Source organism: Stenotrophomonas maltophilia, from assembly GCF_900186865.1.
GTDB lineage: Bacteria > Pseudomonadota > Gammaproteobacteria > Xanthomonadales > Xanthomonadaceae > Stenotrophomonas > Stenotrophomonas maltophilia.
Map to the genome: position 1 here is coordinate 75,565 of NZ_LT906480.1, position 22,509 is coordinate 98,073.

The 22,509-nt window shown below is 69.0% G+C and carries 16 protein-coding genes; 8 read left to right on the top strand and 8 right to left on the bottom strand.

Annotated elements, in window-relative coordinates; genetic code table 11:
- Positions 1-69 precede the first annotated feature (69 nt).
- A complete protein-coding gene (locus CKW06_RS00370; RefSeq protein WP_024958657.1) occupies positions 70-2,478 on the top strand; it encodes a response regulator in 2,409 nt (802 codons plus the stop codon).
- Here CKW06_RS00370 and CKW06_RS00375 read toward each other — a convergent pair.
- From CKW06_RS00375 to CKW06_RS00385, 3 genes are all read right to left on the bottom strand, one after another.
- The gene (locus CKW06_RS00375; protein WP_024958658.1) at positions 2,464-3,909 is read right to left on the bottom strand and encodes an FAD-dependent oxidoreductase; all 1,446 of its coding nucleotides are present in this window, start codon (positions 3,907-3,909) and stop codon (positions 2,464-2,466) included. The genes CKW06_RS00370 and CKW06_RS00375 overlap by 15 nt on opposite strands.
- Before the next feature lie 85 nt (positions 3,910-3,994).
- Positions 3,995-8,449, bottom strand: coding sequence for a glutamate synthase large subunit (gene gltB / locus CKW06_RS00380; RefSeq protein ID WP_024958659.1), 4,455 nt, complete (start codon positions 8,447-8,449; stop codon positions 3,995-3,997).
- A gap of 174 nt (positions 8,450-8,623) precedes the next feature.
- Positions 8,624-9,013 carry an I78 family peptidase inhibitor gene (locus CKW06_RS00385; protein WP_024958660.1) on the bottom strand — a complete coding sequence of 130 codons (390 nt, stop codon included), beginning with the start codon at positions 9,011-9,013 and terminating at the stop codon, positions 8,624-8,626.
- 111 nt (positions 9,014-9,124) lie between these two features.
- On the opposite strand from CKW06_RS00385, the gene CKW06_RS00390 reads away from it, so the two are divergent.
- A complete protein-coding gene (locus CKW06_RS00390) occupies positions 9,125-10,180 on the top strand; it encodes a DNA topoisomerase IB (protein ID WP_024958661.1) in 1,056 nt (351 codons plus the stop codon).
- On the opposite strand, the gene CKW06_RS00395 is transcribed toward CKW06_RS00390, so the two are convergent.
- Positions 10,158-10,466 carry a putative periplasmic lipoprotein gene (locus CKW06_RS00395; RefSeq protein ID WP_005407511.1) on the bottom strand — a complete coding sequence of 103 codons (309 nt, stop codon included), beginning with the start codon at positions 10,464-10,466 and terminating at the stop codon, positions 10,158-10,160. The genes CKW06_RS00390 and CKW06_RS00395 overlap by 23 nt on opposite strands.
- A 217-nt stretch (positions 10,467-10,683) precedes the next feature.
- Between CKW06_RS00395 and CKW06_RS00400 the strand changes: the two genes are divergently transcribed.
- From CKW06_RS00400 to CKW06_RS00410, 3 genes are all read left to right on the top strand, one after another.
- Complete coding sequence (locus tag CKW06_RS00400) at positions 10,684-11,802, top strand: SDR family oxidoreductase (protein ID WP_024958662.1); 1,119 nt, start codon at positions 10,684-10,686, stop codon at positions 11,800-11,802.
- Between the two features lie 123 nt (positions 11,803-11,925).
- Positions 11,926-13,341 carry an XVIPCD domain-containing protein gene (locus CKW06_RS00405; protein WP_024958663.1) on the top strand — a complete coding sequence of 472 codons (1,416 nt, stop codon included), beginning with the start codon at positions 11,926-11,928 and terminating at the stop codon, positions 13,339-13,341.
- A gap of 174 nt (positions 13,342-13,515) precedes the next feature.
- Complete coding sequence (locus CKW06_RS00410) at positions 13,516-14,157, top strand: hypothetical protein (RefSeq protein WP_024958664.1); 642 nt, start codon at positions 13,516-13,518, stop codon at positions 14,155-14,157.
- On the opposite strand, the gene CKW06_RS00415 is transcribed toward CKW06_RS00410, so the two are convergent.
- Complete coding sequence (locus tag CKW06_RS00415; protein WP_032964750.1) at positions 14,116-15,213, bottom strand: serine hydrolase domain-containing protein; 1,098 nt, start codon at positions 15,211-15,213, stop codon at positions 14,116-14,118. The genes CKW06_RS00410 and CKW06_RS00415 overlap by 42 nt on opposite strands.
- 191 nt (positions 15,214-15,404) lie before the next feature.
- On the opposite strand from CKW06_RS00415, the gene CKW06_RS00420 reads away from it, so the two are divergent.
- Complete coding sequence (locus CKW06_RS00420) at positions 15,405-15,791, top strand: BlaI/MecI/CopY family transcriptional regulator (protein ID WP_019661969.1); 387 nt, start codon at positions 15,405-15,407, stop codon at positions 15,789-15,791.
- A 3-nt stretch (positions 15,792-15,794) separates the two neighbouring features.
- A complete protein-coding gene (locus CKW06_RS00425) occupies positions 15,795-17,783 on the top strand; it encodes a M56 family metallopeptidase (protein ID WP_038646254.1) in 1,989 nt (662 codons plus the stop codon).
- 66 nt (positions 17,784-17,849) lie between these two features.
- Here CKW06_RS00425 and CKW06_RS00430 read toward each other — a convergent pair whose 3' ends face one another.
- From CKW06_RS00430 to CKW06_RS00440, 3 genes are all read right to left on the bottom strand, one after another.
- A complete protein-coding gene (locus CKW06_RS00430; RefSeq protein WP_005407518.1) occupies positions 17,850-18,164 on the bottom strand; it encodes an I78 family peptidase inhibitor in 315 nt (104 codons plus the stop codon).
- A 66-nt stretch (positions 18,165-18,230) separates the two neighbouring features.
- Entirely contained in the window at positions 18,231-19,253 is a 1,023-nt protein-coding gene (locus CKW06_RS00435; RefSeq protein WP_024956324.1) for a ribonuclease H-like domain-containing protein, read from the bottom strand.
- On the bottom strand, positions 19,250-21,739 hold the full coding sequence (locus CKW06_RS00440) for a DEAD/DEAH box helicase (RefSeq protein ID WP_005407520.1): 2,490 nt from the start codon (positions 21,737-21,739) through the stop codon (positions 19,250-19,252). The genes CKW06_RS00435 and CKW06_RS00440 overlap by 4 nt, the downstream gene beginning before the upstream one ends.
- Positions 21,740-21,950: 211 nt before the next feature.
- Here CKW06_RS00440 and CKW06_RS00445 point away from each other — a divergent pair, with 211 nt between their 5' ends.
- Complete coding sequence (locus CKW06_RS00445) at positions 21,951-22,469, top strand: hypothetical protein (RefSeq protein WP_024956323.1); 519 nt, start codon at positions 21,951-21,953, stop codon at positions 22,467-22,469.
- Positions 22,470-22,509 lie beyond the last annotated feature (40 nt).

A 22,509-nucleotide genomic window follows, 5' to 3' on the forward strand; every position in this document is an offset into this window, starting at 1 on the left:
CGCTAGCGTAAGAGGCAGCGGTACCGCTGTGCGGCCGTTCATTCCGCCCGCCAGAAGAGGATGCCCATCGTGAACGCCGCTGGCCTGCGTGCCGCCACCGCGGTCGTGGCCGGCCTGCTGTTGCCTGCCCTGGCCGCCGCTGCGGGTTGCAGGACGCCGCTGCGCATTGCCTGGCCCGCCGACCGCGCACCGTTGTCCTCCAGCGAGCAGGGCCAGCCGCGCGGGCTCAGCGCGCAGTACCTGAAGCTGCTGGGCGCGCAGCGACCACTGCAGATGCAGCCATTGCCAACCGCCGCCATCGCCGAGGGAACGGTGCCGCCCGACGTCCAGGCACTGCTGGGCTGGTCGCGCTCGCAGTTGCCGACGGGGTGGGTGGCCAGTGCGCCCTACGTGCAGCTGCCACAGGTCATCGTGCGGCGCCGGGATGCATCGCCGGTGCTGGGCCTGGAGGCGTTGCGCGGAGGCACCGTGGCCAGTCCCGACCCGCTGTCGCTGGTCGGGGCGCTGACCGAACAGGCGTCTGGCGTGCAGCTGTTGCCCCCCGCCCCCATCGACGACGCCCTGTCACTGCTGGGCACGGGCCTGGTCGATGCCGTGGTCGCCAATCTTGGTGAGGTCGAGGCAGCGTTGCGCCACTATCAGGGCGAGCCGCTGGTAATCGCTGCGCCGGCCGGAATCGACGACGCGCCGGTGCTGGCCACCGTGCCCGCCTGCGCCGACGTCATCCCGGTGTTCGAGCGGGCCGTGTCGCAGCTGACCGCGAACGAACGCGAGGCGATCCGCACGGCCTGGCTGCCGAACCAGCCGCGACACCCGCCCTCTGCGTCCCCCCTGCGCTGGCTGGTGCCGGCCTCGCTGACCCTGCTGGCGCTCATGCTGGTGTACGCCTTCGGCTACTGGCGCGTGCATCGCGAGAGCGAGCGTCGCCGCGTGGCTGCGCAACGCCTGCAGGAGGTGACCTCGAACCTGCCAGCGGTGGTCTATCAGGCGCGTCGCTCTGCCACCGGCCACTACAGCTTTCCCCAGATCGCAGGCGACGTGCAGGCGTTGTTCGGAATCAGCGTGGAAACCGCCCTGATCGATCATCAGCGCCTGCTGGCAGCGGTTCATCCCGATGATCGCTCGCGGCTGATGGACACCGTCGACGCCGCCGCCCTGGCGCGGGGCCCGATCGATGTCACCTTCCGCACGCGCTCGCCACAAGGCTGGCGCTGGGTCCACTCGCATGGACGGCCGCTGTCCCTGGACAGCGGCGACGTCGAGTGGAGTGGCTACTGGATCGACGTAAGCGGAGTGCAGGCGCGCACCCATGCGCTGGCCGAGGCGCGCCGTGCGGCCGAGCAGGCAGCGCTGGCCAAGGCCCACTTCCTGGCAACCATGAGCCACGAGATCCGCACGCCGATGAGCACCCTGCTGGGCATGCTCGAGCGGTTGGAGGGCAGCGATCTGGATCATCGCCAGCAACAGGTGCTGGTGACCGTGGGTGATGCTGCCCAGATGCTGCGGCAGATCCTGGACGACGTGCTGCACAGCCAACGGCTGCAGGCACTGCCGCTGCAGCTGCGACCCACGAGCGTGGCGGCACTGGTGCGCGCGGTGCAGCAGTTGCTGATGCCGGTGGCGGCCAGCCGGGGCCTGCATCTGCGTATCCAACTTGATCCGGAATTGCAGGCCGGATCGCTGGCCGACGGCCTGCGCCTGCGCCAGATCCTGTTCAACCTTGCCGGCAACGCGCTCAAGTTCACCGAGCATGGCGGCGTGGATCTGCAGGTGCAGGTGCTGCAGCAGCACGATCGCGGCCAACGTCTTCGCCTGCAGGTCAGTGACAGCGGGGTGGGCATCAGCCCGGAACGGCAACAGGCGGTGTTCGCTGCCTACACCCAGGCCGAGGCATCGACAACGCGCCGTTTCGGCGGCAGCGGCCTGGGCCTGGCGATCTGCCGTGAACTGGCTGCATCGATGGAAGCAGAACTGTGCCTGCGCAGCGCGCCAGGCAAGGGCACCACCGTGTGGCTGGAACTGGATCTGGACGCCTGTGAGTTGCCTGCCGAGGCATTGCCGCTTCCGGCAGAGGCGGCGCGGCCACTGTCGTCGGCCCGGGTGCTGGTAGCTGAAGATCACCCCACCAACCTGCATCTGCTGGAGCAGCGCCTGCATGATCTGGGTCTGCAGGTGCACGCCTGCACCGATGGTCGCCAGGCCTTCGAGGCCTGGCAGGCGCGGGCGTTCGACCTGGTCATCACCGACTGCCACATGCCGCACATGGATGGCTTTGCCTTGGCACGGGCCATCCGCGCCGACGCCTGCGCGGTTCGCGCGCAGGTCCCGATCATCGCGCTCACGGCCAGCGCGCTGGATCGCACCCGCGAGGCCTGCCGCGAAGCGGGCATCGATCATTTCCTGGCCAAGCCGGTGGCGGCGCAGGAACTGCGGGGCTTGCTGGCCGTGCTGCTGGCGCCGGAATCAGTGCGCCAGTAGGCGGATGATGCTGGCGGCGGCGTCGCGGCCTTCGGCCACGGCGGTCACCACCAGGTCGGCGCCACGCACTGCGTCACCGCCGGCGAACAGGCGCGGGTGCGCGGTCTGGAATGGCAGGCGGTCCTTGCCGCCAGCCACGATGCGGCCGTTGGACCGGCCTTCCACGCCGTGCTCGGCCAGCCACGCCGGCACGGTTGGCGAGAAGCCGAAGGCGATGATCACCACATCGGCCTCGAGCAGCGATTCGCTGCCGTCGATCGGCACCGCATTCTGGCGGCCATTGGCATCGGGCTCACCCAGCCGGGTTTCGACCACGGTCACGCCGATCACCTCATCGTCGGCGCCGGCTTCGATCGACAGCGGCTGGCGGTTGAACAGGAAGCGCACGCCCTCCTCGCGCGCATTGGCCACTTCGCGCGCGCTGCCGGGCATGTTGGCTTCGTCGCGGCGGTAGGCACAGGTCACCTTGGCCGCGCCCAGCCGTACCGCGCTGCGCACGCAGTCCATGCCGGTATCGCCACCGCCGAGCACCACCACGCGCTTGCCGTTGAGATCGGGCAGGGCGATGGTGTCTTCCCAGCCGGCAATCGGCCGGCCCTTCGGATCATCACCACCGACGATGCGGCTGTTCTGCACCAGGAACGGCAGCGCCGGCAGCACGCCCTTCAGGTCCTGGCCGTCAAGGCCGCCATCGGTGTAGCGGTAGGCGCCGGTGCCGACGAACACCGCATCATGGGCATCCAGCAGCTGCTGCACGCTGAGGTCGCGGCCGATCTCCACACCGAGGCGGAACTGCACACCCATGCCCTCAAGCACTTCGCGGCGGCGGTGGATCACGTCCTTGTCCAGTTTGAAGCTGGGGATGCCGAACTGCAGCAGGCCGCCGATCTGCTCGTAGCGGTCGTAGACCACCGCGGCAATGCCGGCGCGCGCCAGGCGGTCGGCACAGGCCAGCCCGGCCGGGCCGGCACCGATCACCGCCACGCTGTGGCCGGTCGGCTGCACCGCGCCCAGGTCCGGGCGCCAGCCCGTGGCCAGCGCGGTGTCAACAATGTACTTCTCGACCGCGCCGATGGTGACCGCGCCGAATTCCTCCAGCGTGCAGCTGCCTTCGCACAGCCGGTCCTGCGGGCAGACCCGGCCGCACACTTCCGGCAGCGGGTTGGTGCTGTGGCACAGCGTGGCCGCTTCGTGGATGCGGTTCTCCTGCACCAGCTGCAGCCACTGTGGAATGGCGTTGTGCACCGGGCACTTCCAGCTGCAGTAGGGGTTGCCGCAGTCCAGGCAGCGACCGGCCTGGTACTGGGCATCTTCCTTACCGAACTTGCCGTACAACTCACCCCAGTCGCCGGACGTGCGCAGTTCCACCGGAATGCGCTGCGGCATGGTGCGGGGCAGGTCGAGGAACTGGAAGGCGTGCTTGCGGCTCATGGCGGGCTCTGTGGTGTTTTGCGGTTGCCGGCCAGCGGCCGGCACTACGTGGTCCTGGGTTGCCGGCCAGCGGCCGGCACTACCGTTACGCGGCGCGTCGCAGGGTTTCGGTCAGCGACTCGATGCTGGCGGCCTTCGGTTTGACCAGCCAGAACTTGCCGATGTAATCGCGGAACTCGTCCAGGATCTGCTGCGCCCAGATGCTGCCGGTCAGCTCGCGGTGGCGGCCGATCAGGCGGTGCAGGTGCTGGCGGTAGTTCTCGAAGCCCTCGGCGGAGACGCGATGGATGTCGATCAGCTCGTGGTTGTAGCGGTCGACGAAATCGCGGTCGACGTCCAGCACGTAGGCCAGGCCACCGGTGAAGCCGGCACCGAAGTTCAGGCCGACCTTGCCCAGTACCAGCACCACGCCATCGGTCATGTACTCGCAGCAGTGGTCACCGGCACCTTCCACCACCGCCAGCGCGCCGGAATTGCGTACCGCGAAACGCTCGCCGGCGCGGCCAGCGGCGAACAGCTCGCCACCGGTGGCGCCGTACAGGCAGGTGTTGCCGATGATCGCGGTGCTGCGCGCTTCGAAGCGCGCGCCACGCGGCGGGCGCACCACCAGACGGCCGCCGGCCATGCCCTTGCCGACGTAGTCGTTGGCTTCGCCTTCCACTTCCAGATGCAGGCCGCCCACGTTGAACGCGCCGAAGCTCTGCCCGGCGCTGCCACGGAAGCGCAGTTCCAGCGGCGCCTCGGCCATGCCCTGGTTGCCGTGCGCGCGCGCCACCGCACCGGCCAGTCGGGTGCCGATGCTGCGGTCGGTGTTGTGGATCAGGAAGCGATGCTCGCCACCACGCTTGTGCTCGATGGCCGGCGCCAGCAGGCCGTCCATCTGCGTGGCCAGGCTGTCCGGCGATTCGTACAGGCGCTGCGCGGCGCAGTGGCTGCCCTCGTAACGGGCATCGGCCAGCAGGCGCGACAGGTCCACGCGCACGCCGTCACGCGGCGCGGCCTCGATCTGCCGCAGCAGGTCGGTACGGCCGACGATCTCTTCCAGCGAACGTGCACCCAGGTACGCCAGCCAGCCGCGCACTTCCTCGGCCAGCAGGCGGAAGAAGTTCTCCACGCGTTCGGGCTGGCCGGTGAAGTGGTTCTCGCGCAGGCGCTCGTCCTGGGTGGCCACGCCGGTGGCGCAGTTGTTGAGGTGGCAGATACGCAGGTACTTGCAGCCCAGCACGATCATCGGCGCGGTGCCGAAGCCGAAGCTGTCCGCGCCCAGCAGCGCGGCCTTGACCACGTCCAGTCCGGTCTTCAGGCCACCATCGGTCTGCAGCAGGGTGCGCCCGCGCAGGTCGTTCGCCAGTAGCGCCTGGTGCGCTTCGGCCACGCCCAGCTCCCACGGTACGCCGGCATAGCGGATCGAGCTGACCGGCGAGGCTCCGGTGCCACCGTCATGGCCGGAGATGGTGATCAGGTCGGCACCGGCCTTGACCACGCCGGCGGCGATCGTACCCACGCCGGCATGGCTGACAAGCTTCACCGACACCAGCGCGGTCGGGTTGACCTGCTTGAGGTCGTAGATCAGCTGCGCCAGGTCTTCGATCGAATAGATGTCGTGGTGCGGCGGCGGCGAGATCAGGCCGATCCCGGGCCGGGCATAGCGCAGGCGCGCGATCAGTTCGTTCACCTTGTGGCCCGGCAGCTGGCCGCCCTCGCCGGGCTTGGCGCCCTGCGCGACCTTGATCTGCAGCACTTCGGCGTTGACCAGGTATTCGGCGGTGACGCCGAAGCGGCCCGAGGCCACCTGCTTGATCTTGCTGCGCTTTGCGGTGCCATAGCGGGCGGGATCCTCACCGCCTTCGCCGGAATTGCTGCGGCCGCCGAGGCGGTTCATGGCAATCGCCAGTGCCTCGTGCGCTTCAGGTGACAAGGCGCCCAGGCTGATCGCCGCGGTATCGAAGCGCGGGAACAGGGTACTGGCCGGAGCCACCTCGTCCAGCGCTACCGGCGTGGCCGCCGGCACCAGTTCCAGCAGGTCGCGCAGCGCCGACGGTGGACGTGCATGCACGGCATCGCAGTACTGCTGCCAGGCACGCGGGTCACCGCTGCGGGCCGCGCGCTGCAGGGTGGTGACCACGTCCGGGTTGTACATGTGGTACTCGCCGCCGTGCACGTACTTCAGCAGGCCGCCCACGTCCACGTCCTGCTGCGCGTCCCAGGCCTGTGCGCACAGCTCGCGTGCGTCGGCATCCAGGCGCGCGAAGCCAGCGCCACCGATGCGCGAGGCGGTATCCGGGAAGCACAGGTCCACCACTTCCGGTTCCAGGCCGATGATCTCGAACAGCTGCGCGCCGCGGTAGCTGGCCACGGTACAGATGCCCATCTTCGAGATGATCTTCGACAGGCCCTTGTAGACACCCTTGCGGTAGCGGCGGCCGATCTGCGACTGCTCACCGCCCTTGCTCAGCTTGAGGATGCCACGGCGGCCCAGGTCGAACAGGGTCTGGTAGGCCAGGTACGGGTATACCGCGGTGGCACCGAAGCCGAGCAGGCAGGCCATGTGGTGCGGGTCGCGCGCAGTGCCGGTCTCGACGATGAGATTCACGTCGCAGCGCAGGCCCAGCCGCGACAGGTGGTGGTGGATGGCGCTGGTGGCGAGCAGGGCATGCACCATCGGGCGTCCGGCCACCGGGTAGCGGTCGGACAGCAGCAGCATCACCATGCCATCGCGCGCGGCCTGTTCGGCCTCGGCACAGATGCGCTCGATGCCGGCGCGCAGGCCCTCGTCTTCGCTGTAGGACAGATCGAGCAGGCGGTTGGCCTGCACGTACTGCTCCATCTTCAGCAGCTGGCGCAGCTTGCGCTGGCTCAGCACCGGCGAATTGAGGATGACGTGGTTCACCGTCTCCGGGCCAGCATGGAAGATGTTGGTCTCCTTGCCGAGCTGGGTGGACAGGGACATCGCGCAGTCTTCGCGCAGCGGATCGATCGGCGGGTTGGTGACCTGCGCGAAGGCCTGGCGGAAATAGTCGTACAGCGGGCGGCTGCGCTGGCTCAGCACCGCCATCGGCGTGTCATCGCCCATCGAGCCAGTGGCTTCCTGCTCGGTCTCGGCCAGCGGACGCAGCACCTGCTCCACTTCCTCGCTGCTGAGCTGGTAGAGCTTGTGGTAGCTGCGCAGGGTGGCTTCGTCGAACGGCTCTTCCACCAGCGACGGGTCGATCAGTTCGGTCTGCAGGTAGGTCACGCCCTGCTGCAGCCACTGCTTGTACGGCGCGCGGCCACGGTTGATGCGGTCCACCGCGTCGGAGTCGAGCAGGTCGCCGCGCTTGAGGTCGATGGCGATCATCTCGCCGGGGCCGAGCTTGCCCTTGCGCACCACGCGCTCGGTTGGCACTTCCCAGACGCCGGCCTCGGAGGCGACCAGGAAGTGGCGGTCGGCGGTCAGCATCCAGCGCGCCGGGCGCAGGCCGTTGCGGTCGAGGGTGCAGACGGCGTAGCGGCTGTCGCAGGCAACGATGCCGGCCGGGCCATCCCACGGCTCGCTGTTCAGGCCGTGGAACTCGTAGAACGCGGCCAGGTCCGGGTCCTTGAACTCCAGCGACTGGGTGGCCGGCGGCACCAGGATGCGCAGCGCCTGGATCAGCTCCATGCCACCGGCGACCATCAGCTCCAGCATGTTGTCCAGGCTCTGCGAATCCGAACCGTGCATGGAGATGACCGGGTCGAATTCACCAATATCGAAGCGCGGCGTCTTCCACACCTTGCTGCGCGCTTGCGCCCAGCGACGATTGCCTTCGATGGTGTTGATCTCGCCGTTGTGGGCGAGCATGCGGAACGGGTGGGCGAGCGGCCAGCGCGGCAGCGTGTTGGTCGAGAAGCGCTGGTGGAACACGATCGCGCTGGAGGCCAGCTCGCGGCGCTGCAGGTCCGGGAAGAAGCAGCTGAGCTTGTCCGGCAGCACCATGCCCTTGTAGCTGATCGCATCCGGGGTGAGGGTGGCGACGTAGAAGTCGGCGTGTTCGCGCAGCTGCTGTTCGCTGCGGCGACGGGCCAGGAACAGCGCCAGTGCGAATCCGGCATCATCCTGGCCAACCCCGGCATCGACGAACACCTGCTCGATGCGCGGCAGCGTGTCGCGCGCCAGTTGGCCGCAGACGCTGTCGTCGGTCGGTACCTCGCGCCAGCCAGCGACCTTGCAGCCCACCGCTTCCACCTGCGCCTGCAGCTGCGCGCGGCAGGCCTGCGCCGCATTGGCGTCGTGCGGCAGGAACACCAGGCCGGCGGCGAAGCGTGCGGCGACGGCAATGCCGACCTCACTCGCCAGCAGTTTCAGGAACGCATCGGGGCGGCGCAGCAGCAGGCCGCAGCCATCACCGGTCAGGCCATCGGCGGCGACACCGCCACGGTGGGTCATGCGCGAAAGCGCGGCGATGGCGGTATCAACCAACAGGCGCGATGGTTGATCGTCGAGCTGGGCGACCATGCCAAATCCACAGGCATCGCGCTCGGAGCGCGGGTCGTAAAGCCCTTGGCGGTTGCGGGGGGCCATCTCTACCTCGATGCGTATAGGGTTGGCGGCGACACTCGTCCCCGCTCATTCCCTGGAGCGCATCGTGAGGCCACCGGATGCCCCGACTAGATCACAGGTTGCTGCAACGCCGCAATACACGGTTGCAGGTGCAACGGAACGCGCCGGCAACCCAGTGCCGGCGCGGGGCGGGACTCAGCCGCAACGCACGCCGCTGACGGCGCCCTTGTCGTCCACTTCGATGTTCAGGCGGTCGCCGAGGAACTCCATCGTGGCCACATCGTTGGGCTTGAGCACGCGCACCTGGCTGGCACCTGCATCTTCCTGTGCCTGCTTGCCGAGGGCATCGGTGTAGGCCTGGCCGACCAGGCTCTGTACCTGGCTGGCATCGCAGGTGCCGACCGGCGGAGCCTCGGTGGCCTTGCCGGCGTCGTCGGCCGACGCCTTGGCTGCTTCGGCGGCCTGATGGGCGTGGGCGGTGGCCGAATCCTGTTCATCCAGCGCCGGTGCCTGGCAGGCGGTCAGGGCCAGCACGGCCGGCAGCAACAGGGCGGAGAGCGAACGGGCGCGAATCGGGAACGACATCATGACTCCGGAAGGGGTTGTGAAGACCCGAGCATAGCGGCGAACCGGCCCTCACGTGTTTGTCTTGTGTTATCGACAGGGTCGCGGCATGGCGACGGCGACACTGGAGACATGCCAACTCCCTCCACCCCCGAACGACAGGCAGCGCGCGCGGCCGGCCTGCGCTATGTCGACGACACCCAGCCGGGCATCAGCCGGCGCCGCGCCGGCAAGGGCTTCAGCTACCGCGATGCTGATGGCCACGCGATACGCGACGCCACCACCCTGCAACGCATCTGCGCACTGGCGATCCCACCGGCCTACACCGCGGTGTGGATCTGCGCCCATGCCAACGGCCACCTGCAGGCCACCGGTCGTGATGCGCGCGGTCGCAAGCAGTACCGTTACCACCCCGATTGGGCCAGGGAGCGCGATGCCGGCAAGTTCGACCGCATCATCGCCTTTGGCGAGGCGTTGCCTACGCTGCGGCGGCGGCTGTCGCGGGATCTCAAGCGCCCCGGTTTCCCGAAGGAGAAGGTGCTGGCCATGGTGGTCGCGCTGTTGGCGGACACGCTGGTGCGGGTCGGCAATGAGACCTATGCGCAGCAGAACCGTTCGTTTGGACTGACCACACTGCGAAACCGGCATCTGGAGCTGCTGCGCGGTGGCCGCGTGCGCATGCGCTTCCGTGGCAAGTCCGGGCAGCTGCAGGAGGTCACCGTGGGCGACCGCAGGCTGGGGCTGCTGGTGCGGCGCCTGCAGCAGCTGCCGGGGCAGGCGCTGTTCCAGTACCGCGATGACGACGGTGCGCTGCAGCCGGTCGACTCCGGCGCGGTGAACGACTACCTGCGCGAGGTGATGGGCGAGGACTTCACTGCCAAGGATTTCCGCACCTGGGGCGGGACGGTTGCGGCGGTGCAGGCGTTTGCCGCCACCGAACTGCCGGAACCGGCCAGCCAGCGCGCGCTGGCGCAGGCGCAGCGCGCGGTGGTGTGCGAAGTGGCGTCGCTGTTGGGCAATACCCCGGCGGTGTGCCGCAAGGCCTATATCGACCCCTGCGTGTTCGCCGGCTGGGAGCGCGGCGAACTGGCCACGCTGGCCGGCCTGCGTGGGCCGCGCCAGTGGGAACAGGCGACCCTGCGCGTGCTGCGCAGGGCGCGCCGGCTCAGCCGCAGTAGATCGCGGTGATGTTGTTGGTGCGGCCCTTTTCGATGGTCAGGCGGTCGCCGCCTTCGCTGGCCGGCGGCACCCGCGGGCCGTCGTGGCGCAGTACCCGTACGTGCAGGCTGTCGCTGTCCACCCGTGCGCGTGCGACGGTGGCATCCGACGCGGCCAGGCCAAGTGCGCCGCGCACCCTGTCGCTGTGGCACTGGCCGGAAATCACACCGTCGATCGGCTGTACCTGGGCGACCGGTGTGCTGCTGCAGGCGGCGAGGGCAAAGCAGACGGCGGCGGTGGCGATGGCGTGTTTCATGGAGGCGTTCCTTGTGTGATTGCGTGCAGGGTGCGACGGCGCACGTGGTGGCGGAATGAATGCCGTGCACATCATGGACACGGCGCGCTCACTGCCGCCAACAGCAGGGGTGGAGACACTGCAGGAGCGGCGGATGCCGCCCCCCGGTACTGCGGCGCATGCGCCCGGTAGTGCCGGCCACTGGCCGGCAATCCCATTCCCCCCCGAGGAGACCTGCATGGCCACCACCAGGAAAACCCCCGCCCGCCGCAAAGCCTCACCCAAGGTGCGCAAAGGCAGCACTGCAACCAGGACCATCGCCGACCCCGATCGCCCGCGCGTGGTGAAGACTGCAACCCGCAAGGCCGCCGCCAGCGATCCCCGCGCCGCCCGCGTTGCGGCACGGCAGCGGCGCCTGCAGGACCAGGAGAAGGCCAAGGACGCCCGCGCGGCCAAGAAGGCAACCAAGAAGGCAACAAAGAAGACCGCGACCCAGGCCGGAGCACGACGCCAGCCGGAAGCGATGCCGGCGCAGCAGCTGGCCAAGCCCGGGCACGAACACGAACTGGAGCTGGCGCCGCGTTTCCTTGCACCCGACTACACCGGCAGCGGCAAACTGCAGGGCATGCGTGCGATCGTCACCGGTGGCGATTCCGGCATCGGCCGCGCGGTGGCGGTGCTGTTCGCACGCGAAGGTGCCGACGTGGCCGTGCTGCACCTGGACGAGGCCGAGGACGCGGACATCACCCGCCAGCACGTGGAGCGCGAAGGTGGTCGCTGCGTGGTGATCGCCGGTGACGTGCGCGATCCGCGCTTCTGCAACAAAGCGGTGAAGCAGGTGGCCAAGGCGTTCGGCGGCATCGATATCCTGGTCAACAACGCCGCGTTCCAGCTGCACTGCGAGCGGCTGGAAGACCTGGAAGACGCGCACCTGCAGGAGACCCTGCAGACCAACATCGGCGGGTACATCCAGATGGCGCGCGCGGTGCTGCCGCATCTGGGCGAGGGCGCCAGCATCATCAACACCGGTTCGGAAACGGGAATCTTCGGCAGCAAGGCGCTGATCGATTACTCGGCGACCAAGGGCGCGATCCACGCGTTCACCAAATCGCTGGCCAGCCAGCTGCTGCCGCGCGGCATCCGGGTCAACTGCGTGGCGCCGGGGCCGGTATGGACGCCGCTCAACCCGGCCGACAAGCCGGCGCAGGACGTGGCGGAATTTGGCAAGGACAGCGACATGGGCCGGCCTGCACAGCCCGAGGAACTGTCGCCGGCCTACGTGTTCCTGGCCTCGACGGCCTGTGCCAGTTACATCAGCGGGGTGATCCTGCCGGTGATGGGCGGGCCACGAGGGTGAACAGCACTACGGCGTGGCGCCTGCTGAACGGGGCTTCGCGCAGGTGTGTGGCGTGTGTCAACGGCTGCGCCAGTGCGGTGGGGTAGGCTGGACTCCCATACCGATCACGTTCAGGGAAAGATCATGCCGGAGATGGATATCAGCGCAGCGGCCGATGAAGTCGTCGCCCTGTTGCGGCAGAACGGTGCCCGTGGCGCGGCCGCCCGCCTGGAGGCCCTGCACAACGGCCAGCGTGCGGTGGTGCAGGAATCGCTGGATCGCTACATCGCGGCGCGGGGCGCCACCGAGCTTGAGGCGCTGCGACGGAGCGGTGGCGTATCCGCCACCGACGCGGCCATGGTCAAGCCGATGCTGGATCGCCTGAGCGACGCGACGCGCCCACCGCGCATGCCCGACGCCGCGGAGACTGCGTGCCTGAGCCAGGCCCAGCAGTACGACGTGTATGGCAGTATCGTGGCCCAGCGCGGCAACGCCGCAGCGAACGATGCGATGGCCACGCAGGATCGCGTGGTGCTGGGGCTGCGCGACGAGAACCGCACCACCGAGGCGCGAGGACGTGGTGTCTACGACGACCGCATCGTGGTGCTGTGGAAGGATGCGCAGGGCCACGGTCATGTGCGCGAGTTCAACCAGGCCACGACAGAACCGACCGCCCAGTACGACGGACACGCCAAGACCACGCCACGCAGCCCTGGCTTCGGCAACGTGGCGCCGCGTACCAAGACCGAGGGCGAGGACGTCAACGGCGACCGGGTCAAGGATCTTGGACGGTTGGGCGAAGGCACCACCGAGATGCGCGCGACCACGCATCCGCGCAACGGCCATCCCGATGAGTTCGCGTTGCGCCCTTCGCAGGCGGCGATCACCGCCGGCGCTGGACGGGTGGAGCGCGACAGCAATGGCGATGGCTGGTTCGATGCGCGCGATACCCAGGGCGTGCAGCACCTCAACGACACCTTCAAGATCCATCGTGGCAGCCGGTCCAATACCGATTCGGCGGGCTGCCAGACCATCGGCGGCGGTGAGTACGACGACTTCGTGGCGACGGTACGCGGCACCCCCGGGCAGAACCGCTGGCAGTATGTGCTGACCTCGGTTGCGCCGGGCCAGGCGCGCGGGCTGGGACAGGACACGCCGCTCGCGGCCAATGACGATCCCCGGCAGCCGCAGCATCGCGACCATGCCCTGCAGCAGCAGATCAGCACGCACCTGCAGGCCTTGGGCGGGCGCTACGCCGAGCATGCCGATGACTACAGTCTGGTCTTGCTGCGCGAAGCGAAGGCCGCAGGCATCACCCGGGTCGACCAGATCGTGGCCAGCAATCCCAGTGGCGGCCGCGCTGCGGGTGAGACACTGTTCCTGGTGCAGGGCAATCCGGGCGATCCGGCGGCCGTGCGCGCAGGCGTCAACGCAGCCGAGGTGCGCGAGACTGCGGTGGAAACCAGCCTGCGCCAGCTGCAGCAGCAAGCGCGCGAACAGGGTGCACCCGTGCCCGCGCCGGCACAGCAGCACGAAGCACCCGCGATGGGAGGACGTTGAAGGATGGTCCGTCTACCCTTGATGTCCGGTTTGCCGTGGGTGTTGCTGCTGGCGTGCAGCGCATGCGCACCCGCCGGGGAGCACACCGTGCCGGTCGCACCTGCTGCGAAGCCTGAGGCGAAACCGGAGACCTTGCCTGCGCAGGCAGGACCCACTGAACGCGGATTGCCTGCATTGCCGGAAGCTTCCGGCAGCGCCCATTCCGGCGGCCGCTACGCTGCGCTGCCCGAACCGGCCAGGCGGGTGCTGGCGCAGTTGAAGTGCAACGTGGAGAGTGCCGGCAATGCACAGGTGCTTTCCATTCCCGCGCAGGGTGGCCAGCAGGATTTCATGGTCACCGATCGCAGCGGACCGCGTTTCCGCTACTGGATGCGCTCGTTCTCCAGCAATGGCGGTACCACCGGGTATCTCGTGCAGCTGCAGGACTGCCCAGCAACCACCACGGGCATGCGCGCCTACATCGCACAGGGAGCCGCACCGCTGCAGGATGTCACCGCGTCGTTGCTGGCGCAGGCCGAGCTGCCTGATACGGCGACGATGACGGCTTACCAGGACAGGGGCGCGGGCGATCTGTTCGCCTTCATCGGGCAGCTGGACAAGGTGCCGGTGGTGCGCTGGGTGGCCGAAGCCGACCCCGAGCAGCCATTGGCCGACGATGCGCGCAGCTTCGACCATGGCAATGCCATCCACGGCGGTTTCCTGCGCTGGAACCAGGATCACTTCGAAGTGGCCAGGACCGTGCCGGCCGGGCTATGGCCCTGCGATGACAGCCCGTTACTGCCGTGCAGGGGCGACCCGTTCGTGACTGGGCGTTGAGGCATCGCGCGCATAGAAATCGGCAATGCGTGGAATGAACTGCTGCGGATTGGCACCGACAAGATTGGTCAGCACCACCACCGCCACGCCGCGCTCGGGATAGACCACGAACGCCGAGCGCGCACCGCCGATACCGGCCACCTGAAGGTCGGGCGATGCGCGCAGTACCGGCCAGCCCCCCGCCCACGGGCCGGCACGGCCATCCGCCAGGCGCTCTGCGCTCCACATCCGCCGCAGGGCGGTCTCCGGCAGCAGGCGGCCTTCGGTCAGCGCGACCAGCCAGCGCGCGGTGTCGTCGGCGGTGGTGAGGATGCCGCCACCGGCCCACAGCGAAGGCGGTATGTCGTAGAACCAGTGCGACAGGCGGGACGGTGCATCCGCAGCGTCGGTGGCACGCGGGGCCAGGCTGTACATCGTCGCCGCATCCGGAATCAGGTCGTAGCTGTCGCCGAAGGTGGTGCGGGCCATGCGCGCGCTGCTGAACTGGCCGGTGGCGAGGAAACGTTCGTAGGGCATGCCGGATTGCTTCGCGATGATTCGTGCCAGCAGTACGTAGTTGGTCTGGTTGTAGGCGAAGCGCTGCCCGGGTTCGGCTTCGAGCGGCTGCGCAGTGACGGCCGCCCACGCCTGCGCTTCTGAGCCACCGCCCAGCAGTCCCTTCGCATCAAGGATGTCGGGAAGGCCGGAGGTATGCGCCAGCAGCTGGTGTATGCGTACGTCGCTCCACGCTGGCGGAAGGTCATCCAGGTAGCGCGAGGCCGGCGCGTCCAGATCCAGCTGCCCCTGCTGGGCCAGTTGCGCGGCGGCCACGCCGGTGAACGCCTTGGTGGCCGAATTGAGCGGGAAACGGGTGTCGCGCGAGGCAAGCACACCGTTCTCCACGTTGGCCAGCCCGTAGGCCTCGGACAACACGGTCTGCCCGTCCTTGACCACCGCGATCTGCAATCCCGGGATGCGCTGCTCCAGCATGATCTGGCGGATCAGGCGGCGGGTCTGGTCGTTGGCCTGGTCCTGGCTGGCAGAGACAGCGGCGAAGGGCAGTGCACTGATGAGCATGAGCAGGACTCGGAGCATTGGGCGAGACATGCGGAATTCCAGCGGGGCGTTGCGGATCGGATGCAGCGGGCGGATCAAAGGTTTAAGCACTCGGTGGTGCCTACCGTTCGTCGGCCCATGACTTCCGGGGGATTGACTACAGCTGTCGTCAAGCTGACAGTGACGACACGTGTAGTCAAGGGAGTGGTGTCATGCGTGGCAAGACCATCGGGGACCAGGAACTGGCCCTGCTGCAGTACATCGATGAACATGCGCCGGCCAGCGTCGGCGAGGTCGCCAGTGGCTACGGCGAGGCCCGCGGCCTGGCCCGTTCCACCGTGCTGACGATGATGGAGCGGCTGCGGGCGAAGGGGTATCTTCAGCGCCGGCAGCAGGACGGCGTCTACCGCTACCAGGCCACCCGTGGCCCGCAGAGCGTGCTGCAGGGTGCCGTGGCCCAGTTCGTCGACAACACCCTGCAGGGCTCGGTGTCGCCGTTCGTGGCCTACCTGTCGCAGCGCCAGCAGGTCAGCGACAACGAGCTGGCCGAGCTGGAAGCGCTGGTCGCCCAACTCCAATCGCGTCGCCACGAGGGCTGAGCCATGGACACCACGATGCTGATTCCGATGCTGGAACGGTTGGGCTGGACCAGCCTGCAGACCGTGCTGCTGGTGGCGCTGGTGTACGGCCTGTGCCGCGCGCTGCCGTCGCTGTCGGCGGCGACCCGCTGCCGCCTGTGGTGGCTGGTCTCGCTGCAGGCTGTGCTCGGCCTGTTCTGGAGCCAGCCGTTGCAGTTGGCCTGGCTGCCGGCGCCGCAGGCGGTGGCGATGACCGCGACCGACGTGGCCGCTGACATCGTCTACCCGCTGGCCCCGGAGGCCTCTGCGCAGTTGCTGGCCGCGATGCCGCTGCCCACGGCCGAAGTACCGGCAGTTGCATGGTGGGCGGTCGCACTGTCCGCGCTGTGGCTGTCCGGCGTGCTGGTGATGGCGCTGCGCACCTTCGGTGAGTGGCGCCGCTGCCGCGCACTGCTGGCTGCGGCGTATCCCTGCGAGGACGAAGCGCTGGTGCAGGCCCTGCAGCTGGCCTCCGATGCCCACGGCGTGCACCGTGCGCCGCGGCTGTGGATGAGCACGCAGGTGGACGCACCGCAGCTGGTCGGGCCGTTCCGCCCGGTGCTGCTGCTGCCGGCCGGCGACAACGTCCTGCAGGGCGATGCGCTGGACCTGGCACTGACCCACGAACTGCAGCACCTGCAGCGCCGTGACCTGCAATGGGGCCTGCTGCCCGCGCTGGCCCAGCACCTGTTCTTCTTCCACCCGCTGCTGCGCCTGTCGGTGCGCGAATACGCGCAGGCCCGCGAGGAAGCCGTGGATGCGGCGGTGGTCGGCCAGCATGGCGCCAGCCGCCAGGCCTATGGCCGCCTGTTGCTGCAGCTGGGCGTGGCCCCGCAGCCGCATCTGGGCGTGGCCAGCGCCGCACCGAGCACCACCAGCCTCAAGCGTCGCCTGCTTTCGCTGCAGTCGCACCGGTCCTGCCCGCGTCTGCTGGCGGTGGCGCTGACCGCTGTGGTGGTGGTGGTGGGCGTGGCACCGATGCGGCTGGTCGCAGCGCCGGTGCCGCCGGCCCCGCCCGCACCTCCGGCCGCCCCGAAGGCCGTGGTGCCGCCCCCGCCGAAGGCTCCGGAAGCCCCGCCCGCACCAGCCTCGGCCGCGCGCGTTCCGGCCGAGCCGGTGGCTCCCGCACCGCCCGCAGAACCGGCCGATATGGAAGAACCCTCCGGTCCTGACGATGCCGATGTGGCCGATGTCGACGATGCCGCTGGCATGGATGAGGACCATGACGGCACGACCACCACCTCCTCCATCACGACCTACGGTCGCCTCGATCTGGGCAAGTCGCCCCGGGAGGCCTTCGTGCTGGTCGATGGTGATTCGACCTTCGCCAACGGCGGCATGGACGACGTGATGGTGGCCCGCAGGCAGCTCGGCAAGGGCCCGGCGCTGTGGTTCCGCCAGGGCGACAAGCGCTATGTGGTGCGCGACCCGATGTTGATCCAGTCGCTGCAGCGCGCCTATGCCGGTGCGGCGGACCTTGGTCGCCAGCAGAGCGAACTGGGCCGCCAGCAGAGTGCGCTGGGCCGCCAGCAGGGCGACCTGGGCAAGCAGATGGGTGAGATGGGGCGTCTGCAGGGTGAAGAGGCGCGCCGCCTGGCACTGGCCGCAGCGGAGGCCGCGCGCAGTGCGATGGCCGCGCATGACATCAACCGCGAAGCGGCGGCCGAAGCGGCGAAGGCGGCGCGGGGCGCGACCAACGACGCGGCGGTTGCACGTGAGGCCGCACGTGAGGCTGCCGCCGAGGCGCGTCGTGCGATGCAGGAAGTGGACAACGAAACCGCGCGTGCCAGCCGCACCCGCGCCATGCAGCGTCTGGCCAGCCAGCAGTCTGAACTGGCCAGCCGCCAGGCGGCGCTGGGCAGCCAACAGGCCGCGTTGGGCGAGCGCCAGGCACGCGTGCATGCGCAGGCATCGCAGCAGGCGCAGCAGGTGATCGCGCGCGCACTGGCCAGTGGCAAGGCCGAGCGACTCTGATCGGTAGTGCCGGCCGCTGGCCGGCAATGGGGGGTGCCGGCCAGCGCCGGCACTACCCTGGGAACATCAACCGCAGCTGGCGCGCTCGATGCGGTTCTGCGCATCCACCTGCACGGTCACGCGGTCCTGGCGGAAGTCCATGGTCACCGCCATGCCTGGCTTGACCACCCGTGCATTGCGCGCACCGCTGTCAGCCACCAGTTTCTTGATCGTGGCTTCGTCGGCGGTCCTGCCGGTGAAGGCGTCCAGCGCCTCCGGTTTGCATTCGTGCGCGGCATCGGCCACGGGCGCTGGCGCGGGATCACGGGAGGTGCTGCTGCCGGCATGACTGCAGGCGGCCAAGGGCAGGATGGCGAGCAGGACCAGGGGATTGAGGCGCATCGTCGGGCTCCAGGCGTGGATGGTGGCGGCAGTGTCGCCGCTGCCACCGTCAGGCCGCGTCAAGGCCTATTGCCCGACCAGCGCCAGCGTCTCGCGCTCGCGCTGCTCCTCGTGCACCAATCGTTGCAGCAGCAGGGCCAGCGTCACCACGTCCTGATGGTTGTGGTCGGCCACCCGGCGCAGGTTCACCGCGTCGCCGCCGCGCAGGAAGCGCAGCCATGCGCCGGGCGCTTCCGAGCCGGGCAGGTCGTCCTCGCGCACTACGCGCAGCAGCTGGCGCTCGATGGTGGACAGCCTGCAGTTCTCCCAGGTGCCGCGATAGCGGCGACGGGTGGGGTAGAGCAGGTCCACATGGTCCAGCGCGGTGATCGGATCGCGTTGGCGCGCCAGCCGGTAGCGCGCCTTCAGCAGCGGCGCATCGTAGCTGCGGCCGTTGTAGCTGCAGAACACGGTGGAGGGCTGCAGCCAGCTGGCGAAGGTGGCCAGCATCGCGTCCTCGGCGGCCATGGTCGACATCAGCAGCTGGCGGATGCGCAGGCCTTCGCCACGCTGCGGGCACACATGCCAGTCGGCCGCGCCGATCATGAAGGCACGCGTGCCGGTGCCACCGGCCAGGCCGGTGGTCTCGGTATCGAAGAACAGCAGGTCGCGCGCAGCTACGTGCTGGTCCTCGCGCTTGGCGAAGGCCAATGACAGCGGGGCGGTCGGGATTGGTTGCGGCTGCAGCGATTCGATCAGGAACAGGCCCGGCGCGATTTCCTCGCCGGGCAGCTGACGATCCTGCGCGCTGGCGCGTGCCGGCGCGGCTCCACCGCGCGAACGCAGGCCGAGCAGGCGATGCAGACCGCCCACTTCCGGCCGACGCAGCGGTGCGGGTGCCGGTGTGGAGACCGCAGCGCCGGTCGGCTTGTGGCGGATCTCCTGTTCGACCCAGGCGAACACCGAACGTTCGGCCGGTGGTTGCCGCGCATCGTTCGCGGCCACGGGTGCCGGTGGCGCAGGGGGCACGTCCGGCGCGGCCGGTGTGCTCGCCTTCGGGTCGCCGGCCTGCCGGCGCAGCAGGCGCAGCTTGTCCAGGCTCAGGCTCACGGTGCCAGCAGCTCCATCGGGTCGCGCGTGGTCACCACCACGTCGGGCACGTGCTGGCAGGCGTCGGCATCGAACAGGTCGAGCACGCGCAGCGCCAGCGCGCGCGGCGAAGTCTCATCGTCTTCCTGCGCGGCCAGCACCGGGCCCACGCAGGCCGGGCAGCCGGCCCTGCAGTCGCAGCGCTGCACCAGTTCGCGCGCGCGCTGCACCAGTTCGGCCTGGCGCTGCCACAGCGGTTCGCTGAGGCCGACGCCGCCGGGGAAGTTGTCGTACAGGTACACGGTGGGCACGAACTCCTGCAGCAGCTCCACCCCACCGGGATCGCCCTCGCTGCCGCGCAGCTGGCCGCGGCCGCTCTGGTCGGCGATCGCGAACCAGGAACCATCGCCGTTGCCCACCGACTTCTGCAGGTCGCGCGCATCGGCCATCACCGCCACGGTGGCGACGATGTGCAGTGCATAGGCGGCGCCGAGGAAGCCATCCAGCGCATCCTGCTTGCTGGCGAACGCGCGCAGCAGCAGCGCCTGCGGCAGCTGCCACCACACCGCAGTGGTGTGCAGTTCCTGGTCGGGCAGGTTCACTGGCCCGTAGCCGATGTTCTCGTGGGTGTAATAGCGGATCTTCTTGTAGCCGGCCACGCGGCGCACCACGTGCACTTCGCCATGATGCGAATCGCCACGGCCGGCCACGCCGCCATCGAAACGGTCCAGCACCTTGAGCTTGGTGAAGTCGATGCTGTCGGTGTAGTAGTCCACGTGGGTGCGGGTGACGTAGGCCTTGCGCCCCTCCCAGTCCAGCGTCTCCACCTGGTACGGCGTGGACTGCACCATGTGGATGGCGCCCTCGTACAGGGTGAGCGCGGCGGCGGAATAATCGACCTCGGCGATGATCTGCTGGCGGCCATCGCTGCGGTCGACCACCACGAAGTTGCCGTCGGCCACCGCACGCAGGCTGACCGCGTTGGCCGGATAGCTGTCGGCGATCCATTCCCAGCGCTCGCCTTCGCGGTGGATCACTTCTGTCTCTGCCAGCGCTTCCAGGAACACCTCCGGATCGATCGGGCCGAAGCCATCACCGACCCGGAACGGCAGCTCGAAGGCCGCGCAGCGGATATGGTCGAACAGGATCAGCGGCTGGTCCGGCGCGATGCGCGCGTGCTCGGGCGAGGCCTCGGCGAAGAAGTCCGGGTGGCGAACCACGTACTGGTCCAGCGGCTGCGAGCTGGCCACCATCACTCCCAGTGCGGGTTGCTGGCGGCGGCCGGCGCGGCCGAAGCGCTGCCAGGTGGCGGCCACGCTGCCGGGGTAGCCGTTGAGGATGACCACGTCCAGGCTGCCGATATCCACGCCCAGTTCCAGCGCCGACGTGCTGACGATGCCGTCGATGTTGCCGGCACGCATCGCGCGCTCGGTCTCGCGCCGCTCGGTGGGCAGGTAGCCACCGCGGTAGGCGCGGATGCGCGGCGGTTTGCGCGGGTCGTGGTCGAAGATGTCCTTCAGGTACTTGGTCAGCACTTCCACCATCAAACGTGTCTGCGCGAACACCAGGGTCTTCAGCCCGGACTTGATCGCGATGCGCGCGATGCGGTTGCTCTGTGAGCGCGCCGAGGCGCGCAGGCCCAGGTCCGGATTGATCACCGGCGGGTTCCACAGCAGCACCTGTTTCGGCCCGCTGGGCGCACCGGATTCAGTGATGGCAGTCACCGGGGCCTCGATCAGCGCCTCGGCATGCGCCTGTGGGTTGCCGATGGTGGCCGAGCACAGGATGAACTGCGGTTGCACGCCGTAGAACGCGCAGATGCGCTTGAGCCGGCGCAGCACGTTGGTGACGTGGCTGCCGAACACGCCGCGGTAGGTGTGTACCTCGTCGATGACGATGTAGCGCAGGTTCTCGAAGAACTGCGCCCACTTGGTGTGATGCGGCAGGATGGCCTGGTGCAGCATGTCCGGGTTGGACACCACGATGTCGCCATGCAGGCGGATGGCCTGGCGCGCATCGCCGGGGGTGTCGCCATCGAAGGTGAAGGCCTTTACGCCCAGATCGCCGGCGCGGTTGAGTTCCAGCAGCTCGGCCACCTGGTCCTGGGCCAGTGCCTTGGTCGGGAACAGGTACAGCGCCTTGGCCTTGTCCTGCATTGCCGCGCTGACCACCGGCAGGGTGTAGCACAGCGACTTGCCGCTGGCGGTGGGGGTGACGATGGCCACGTGCTCGCCGCGCTGGCTGGCCTCCCAGGCTTCGGCCTGGTGGCTGTAGAGCTGTTCGATGCCACGCGCCTTCAGGGCGGCGGCCAGGGCCGGCGGTACCGACCCGGGAATGGGCGCATAGCGGCCTTCGCGGCCGGGAATGGCAAAGCTGCCGGTGATGCGGTCCTGGTAGCGGCGCTGCAGGCGCGCGCTGAGCAGGGCGCCGTCGCGGGCGGGCAGGCCGTCGCGCGTGGCGAGCTTCTGCTCGGCATCGGCGGTGCGCTTGGCGAGTTCGTAGGCCATGGAAGATGGAGCCGGGACGGATTGCGAGGGGTCACATGGCACCACACTCACGTCTCAGGATGTGAGACACCGCACACGGAGGGCGTGAACCGTTCAGTGCCCGCGTCCCGTGGCGTCGCCGCATCTCCCCTGGCTGAACAGCTGCCAGTGCAGCAACGAAATCTGAAGCCGGCATCCGTATCCTTGGGCGCTGGACGCAACCAACAGGTGGATGGCTGTGGCACGACGTGGAACGCAGGGAGCCCTCCTGGCCGGCATGCTGCTGGCCGGCATCGCGCAGGCGCAGCAGGCCGCGCCGGTGGCGGTGCCCGATCCTGCGCCCGTTCCCCCGGTGGATGCTTCGGCGGCAACCACCGCACCGATCTCCACCGCTCTGCCGCAGGACAACGTCACCACCCTCGGCGAAGTGCGTGCGCTCAAGCCGGAAGACGAGCCGCTGGATCTCTACCGCTTCAAGAACCCGGTGAAGTTCGGCGACAACCGCTTCAGCCGTGACTGGAGCGAACCGCCATCGCCGGAGCAGGTGAGCATGGGCGGCGGCTACATCATGATGGGCGTGGTCAAGGGTGTGATGGCGGCGGCCAAGGGGATCAACAAACTCACCGGCGGGCCTTCGCAGATCCAGGCCGCGGTGGCGCGGCCACCGCCGGAGCTGAGTGCCGAACAGCAGCAGCGTGCGCTGCGGTTCTCCCAGGAGCAAGGTGCGGGTGATGCGTCGCCGGTGAAGTAGGCCGGTATATCCTGCCGGCTTCCCCATCGGTGCCATTGCC

Bases quoted from the DNA above. Each gene is read 5' to 3' on its own strand.
- CKW06_RS00375 (WP_024958658.1), bottom strand. From the start codon at position 3,909: ATGAGCCGCAAGCACGCCTTCCAGTTCCTCGACCTGCCCCGCACCATG.
- gltB (WP_024958659.1), bottom strand. From the start codon at position 8,449: ATGGCCCCCCGCAACCGCCAAGGGCTTTACGACCCGCGCTCCGAGCGC.
- CKW06_RS00385 (WP_024958660.1), bottom strand. From the start codon at position 9,013: ATGTCGTTCCCGATTCGCGCCCGTTCGCTCTCCGCCCTGTTGCTGCCG.
- CKW06_RS00390 (WP_024958661.1), top strand. From the start codon at position 9,125: ATGCCAACTCCCTCCACCCCCGAACGACAGGCAGCGCGCGCGGCCGGC.
- CKW06_RS00395 (WP_005407511.1), bottom strand. From the start codon at position 10,466: ATGAAACACGCCATCGCCACCGCCGCCGTCTGCTTTGCCCTCGCCGCC.
- CKW06_RS00400 (WP_024958662.1), top strand. From the start codon at position 10,684: ATGGCCACCACCAGGAAAACCCCCGCCCGCCGCAAAGCCTCACCCAAG.
- CKW06_RS00405 (WP_024958663.1), top strand. From the start codon at position 11,926: ATGCCGGAGATGGATATCAGCGCAGCGGCCGATGAAGTCGTCGCCCTG.
- CKW06_RS00415 (WP_032964750.1), bottom strand. From the start codon at position 15,213: ATGCTCATCAGTGCACTGCCCTTCGCCGCTGTCTCTGCCAGCCAGGAC.
- CKW06_RS00420 (WP_019661969.1), top strand. From the start codon at position 15,405: ATGCGTGGCAAGACCATCGGGGACCAGGAACTGGCCCTGCTGCAGTAC.
- CKW06_RS00425 (WP_038646254.1), top strand. From the start codon at position 15,795: ATGGACACCACGATGCTGATTCCGATGCTGGAACGGTTGGGCTGGACC.
- CKW06_RS00430 (WP_005407518.1), bottom strand. From the start codon at position 18,164: ATGCGCCTCAATCCCCTGGTCCTGCTCGCCATCCTGCCCTTGGCCGCC.
- CKW06_RS00440 (WP_005407520.1), bottom strand. From the start codon at position 21,739: ATGGCCTACGAACTCGCCAAGCGCACCGCCGATGCCGAGCAGAAGCTC.
- CKW06_RS00445 (WP_024956323.1), top strand. From the start codon at position 21,951: ATGGCTGTGGCACGACGTGGAACGCAGGGAGCCCTCCTGGCCGGCATG.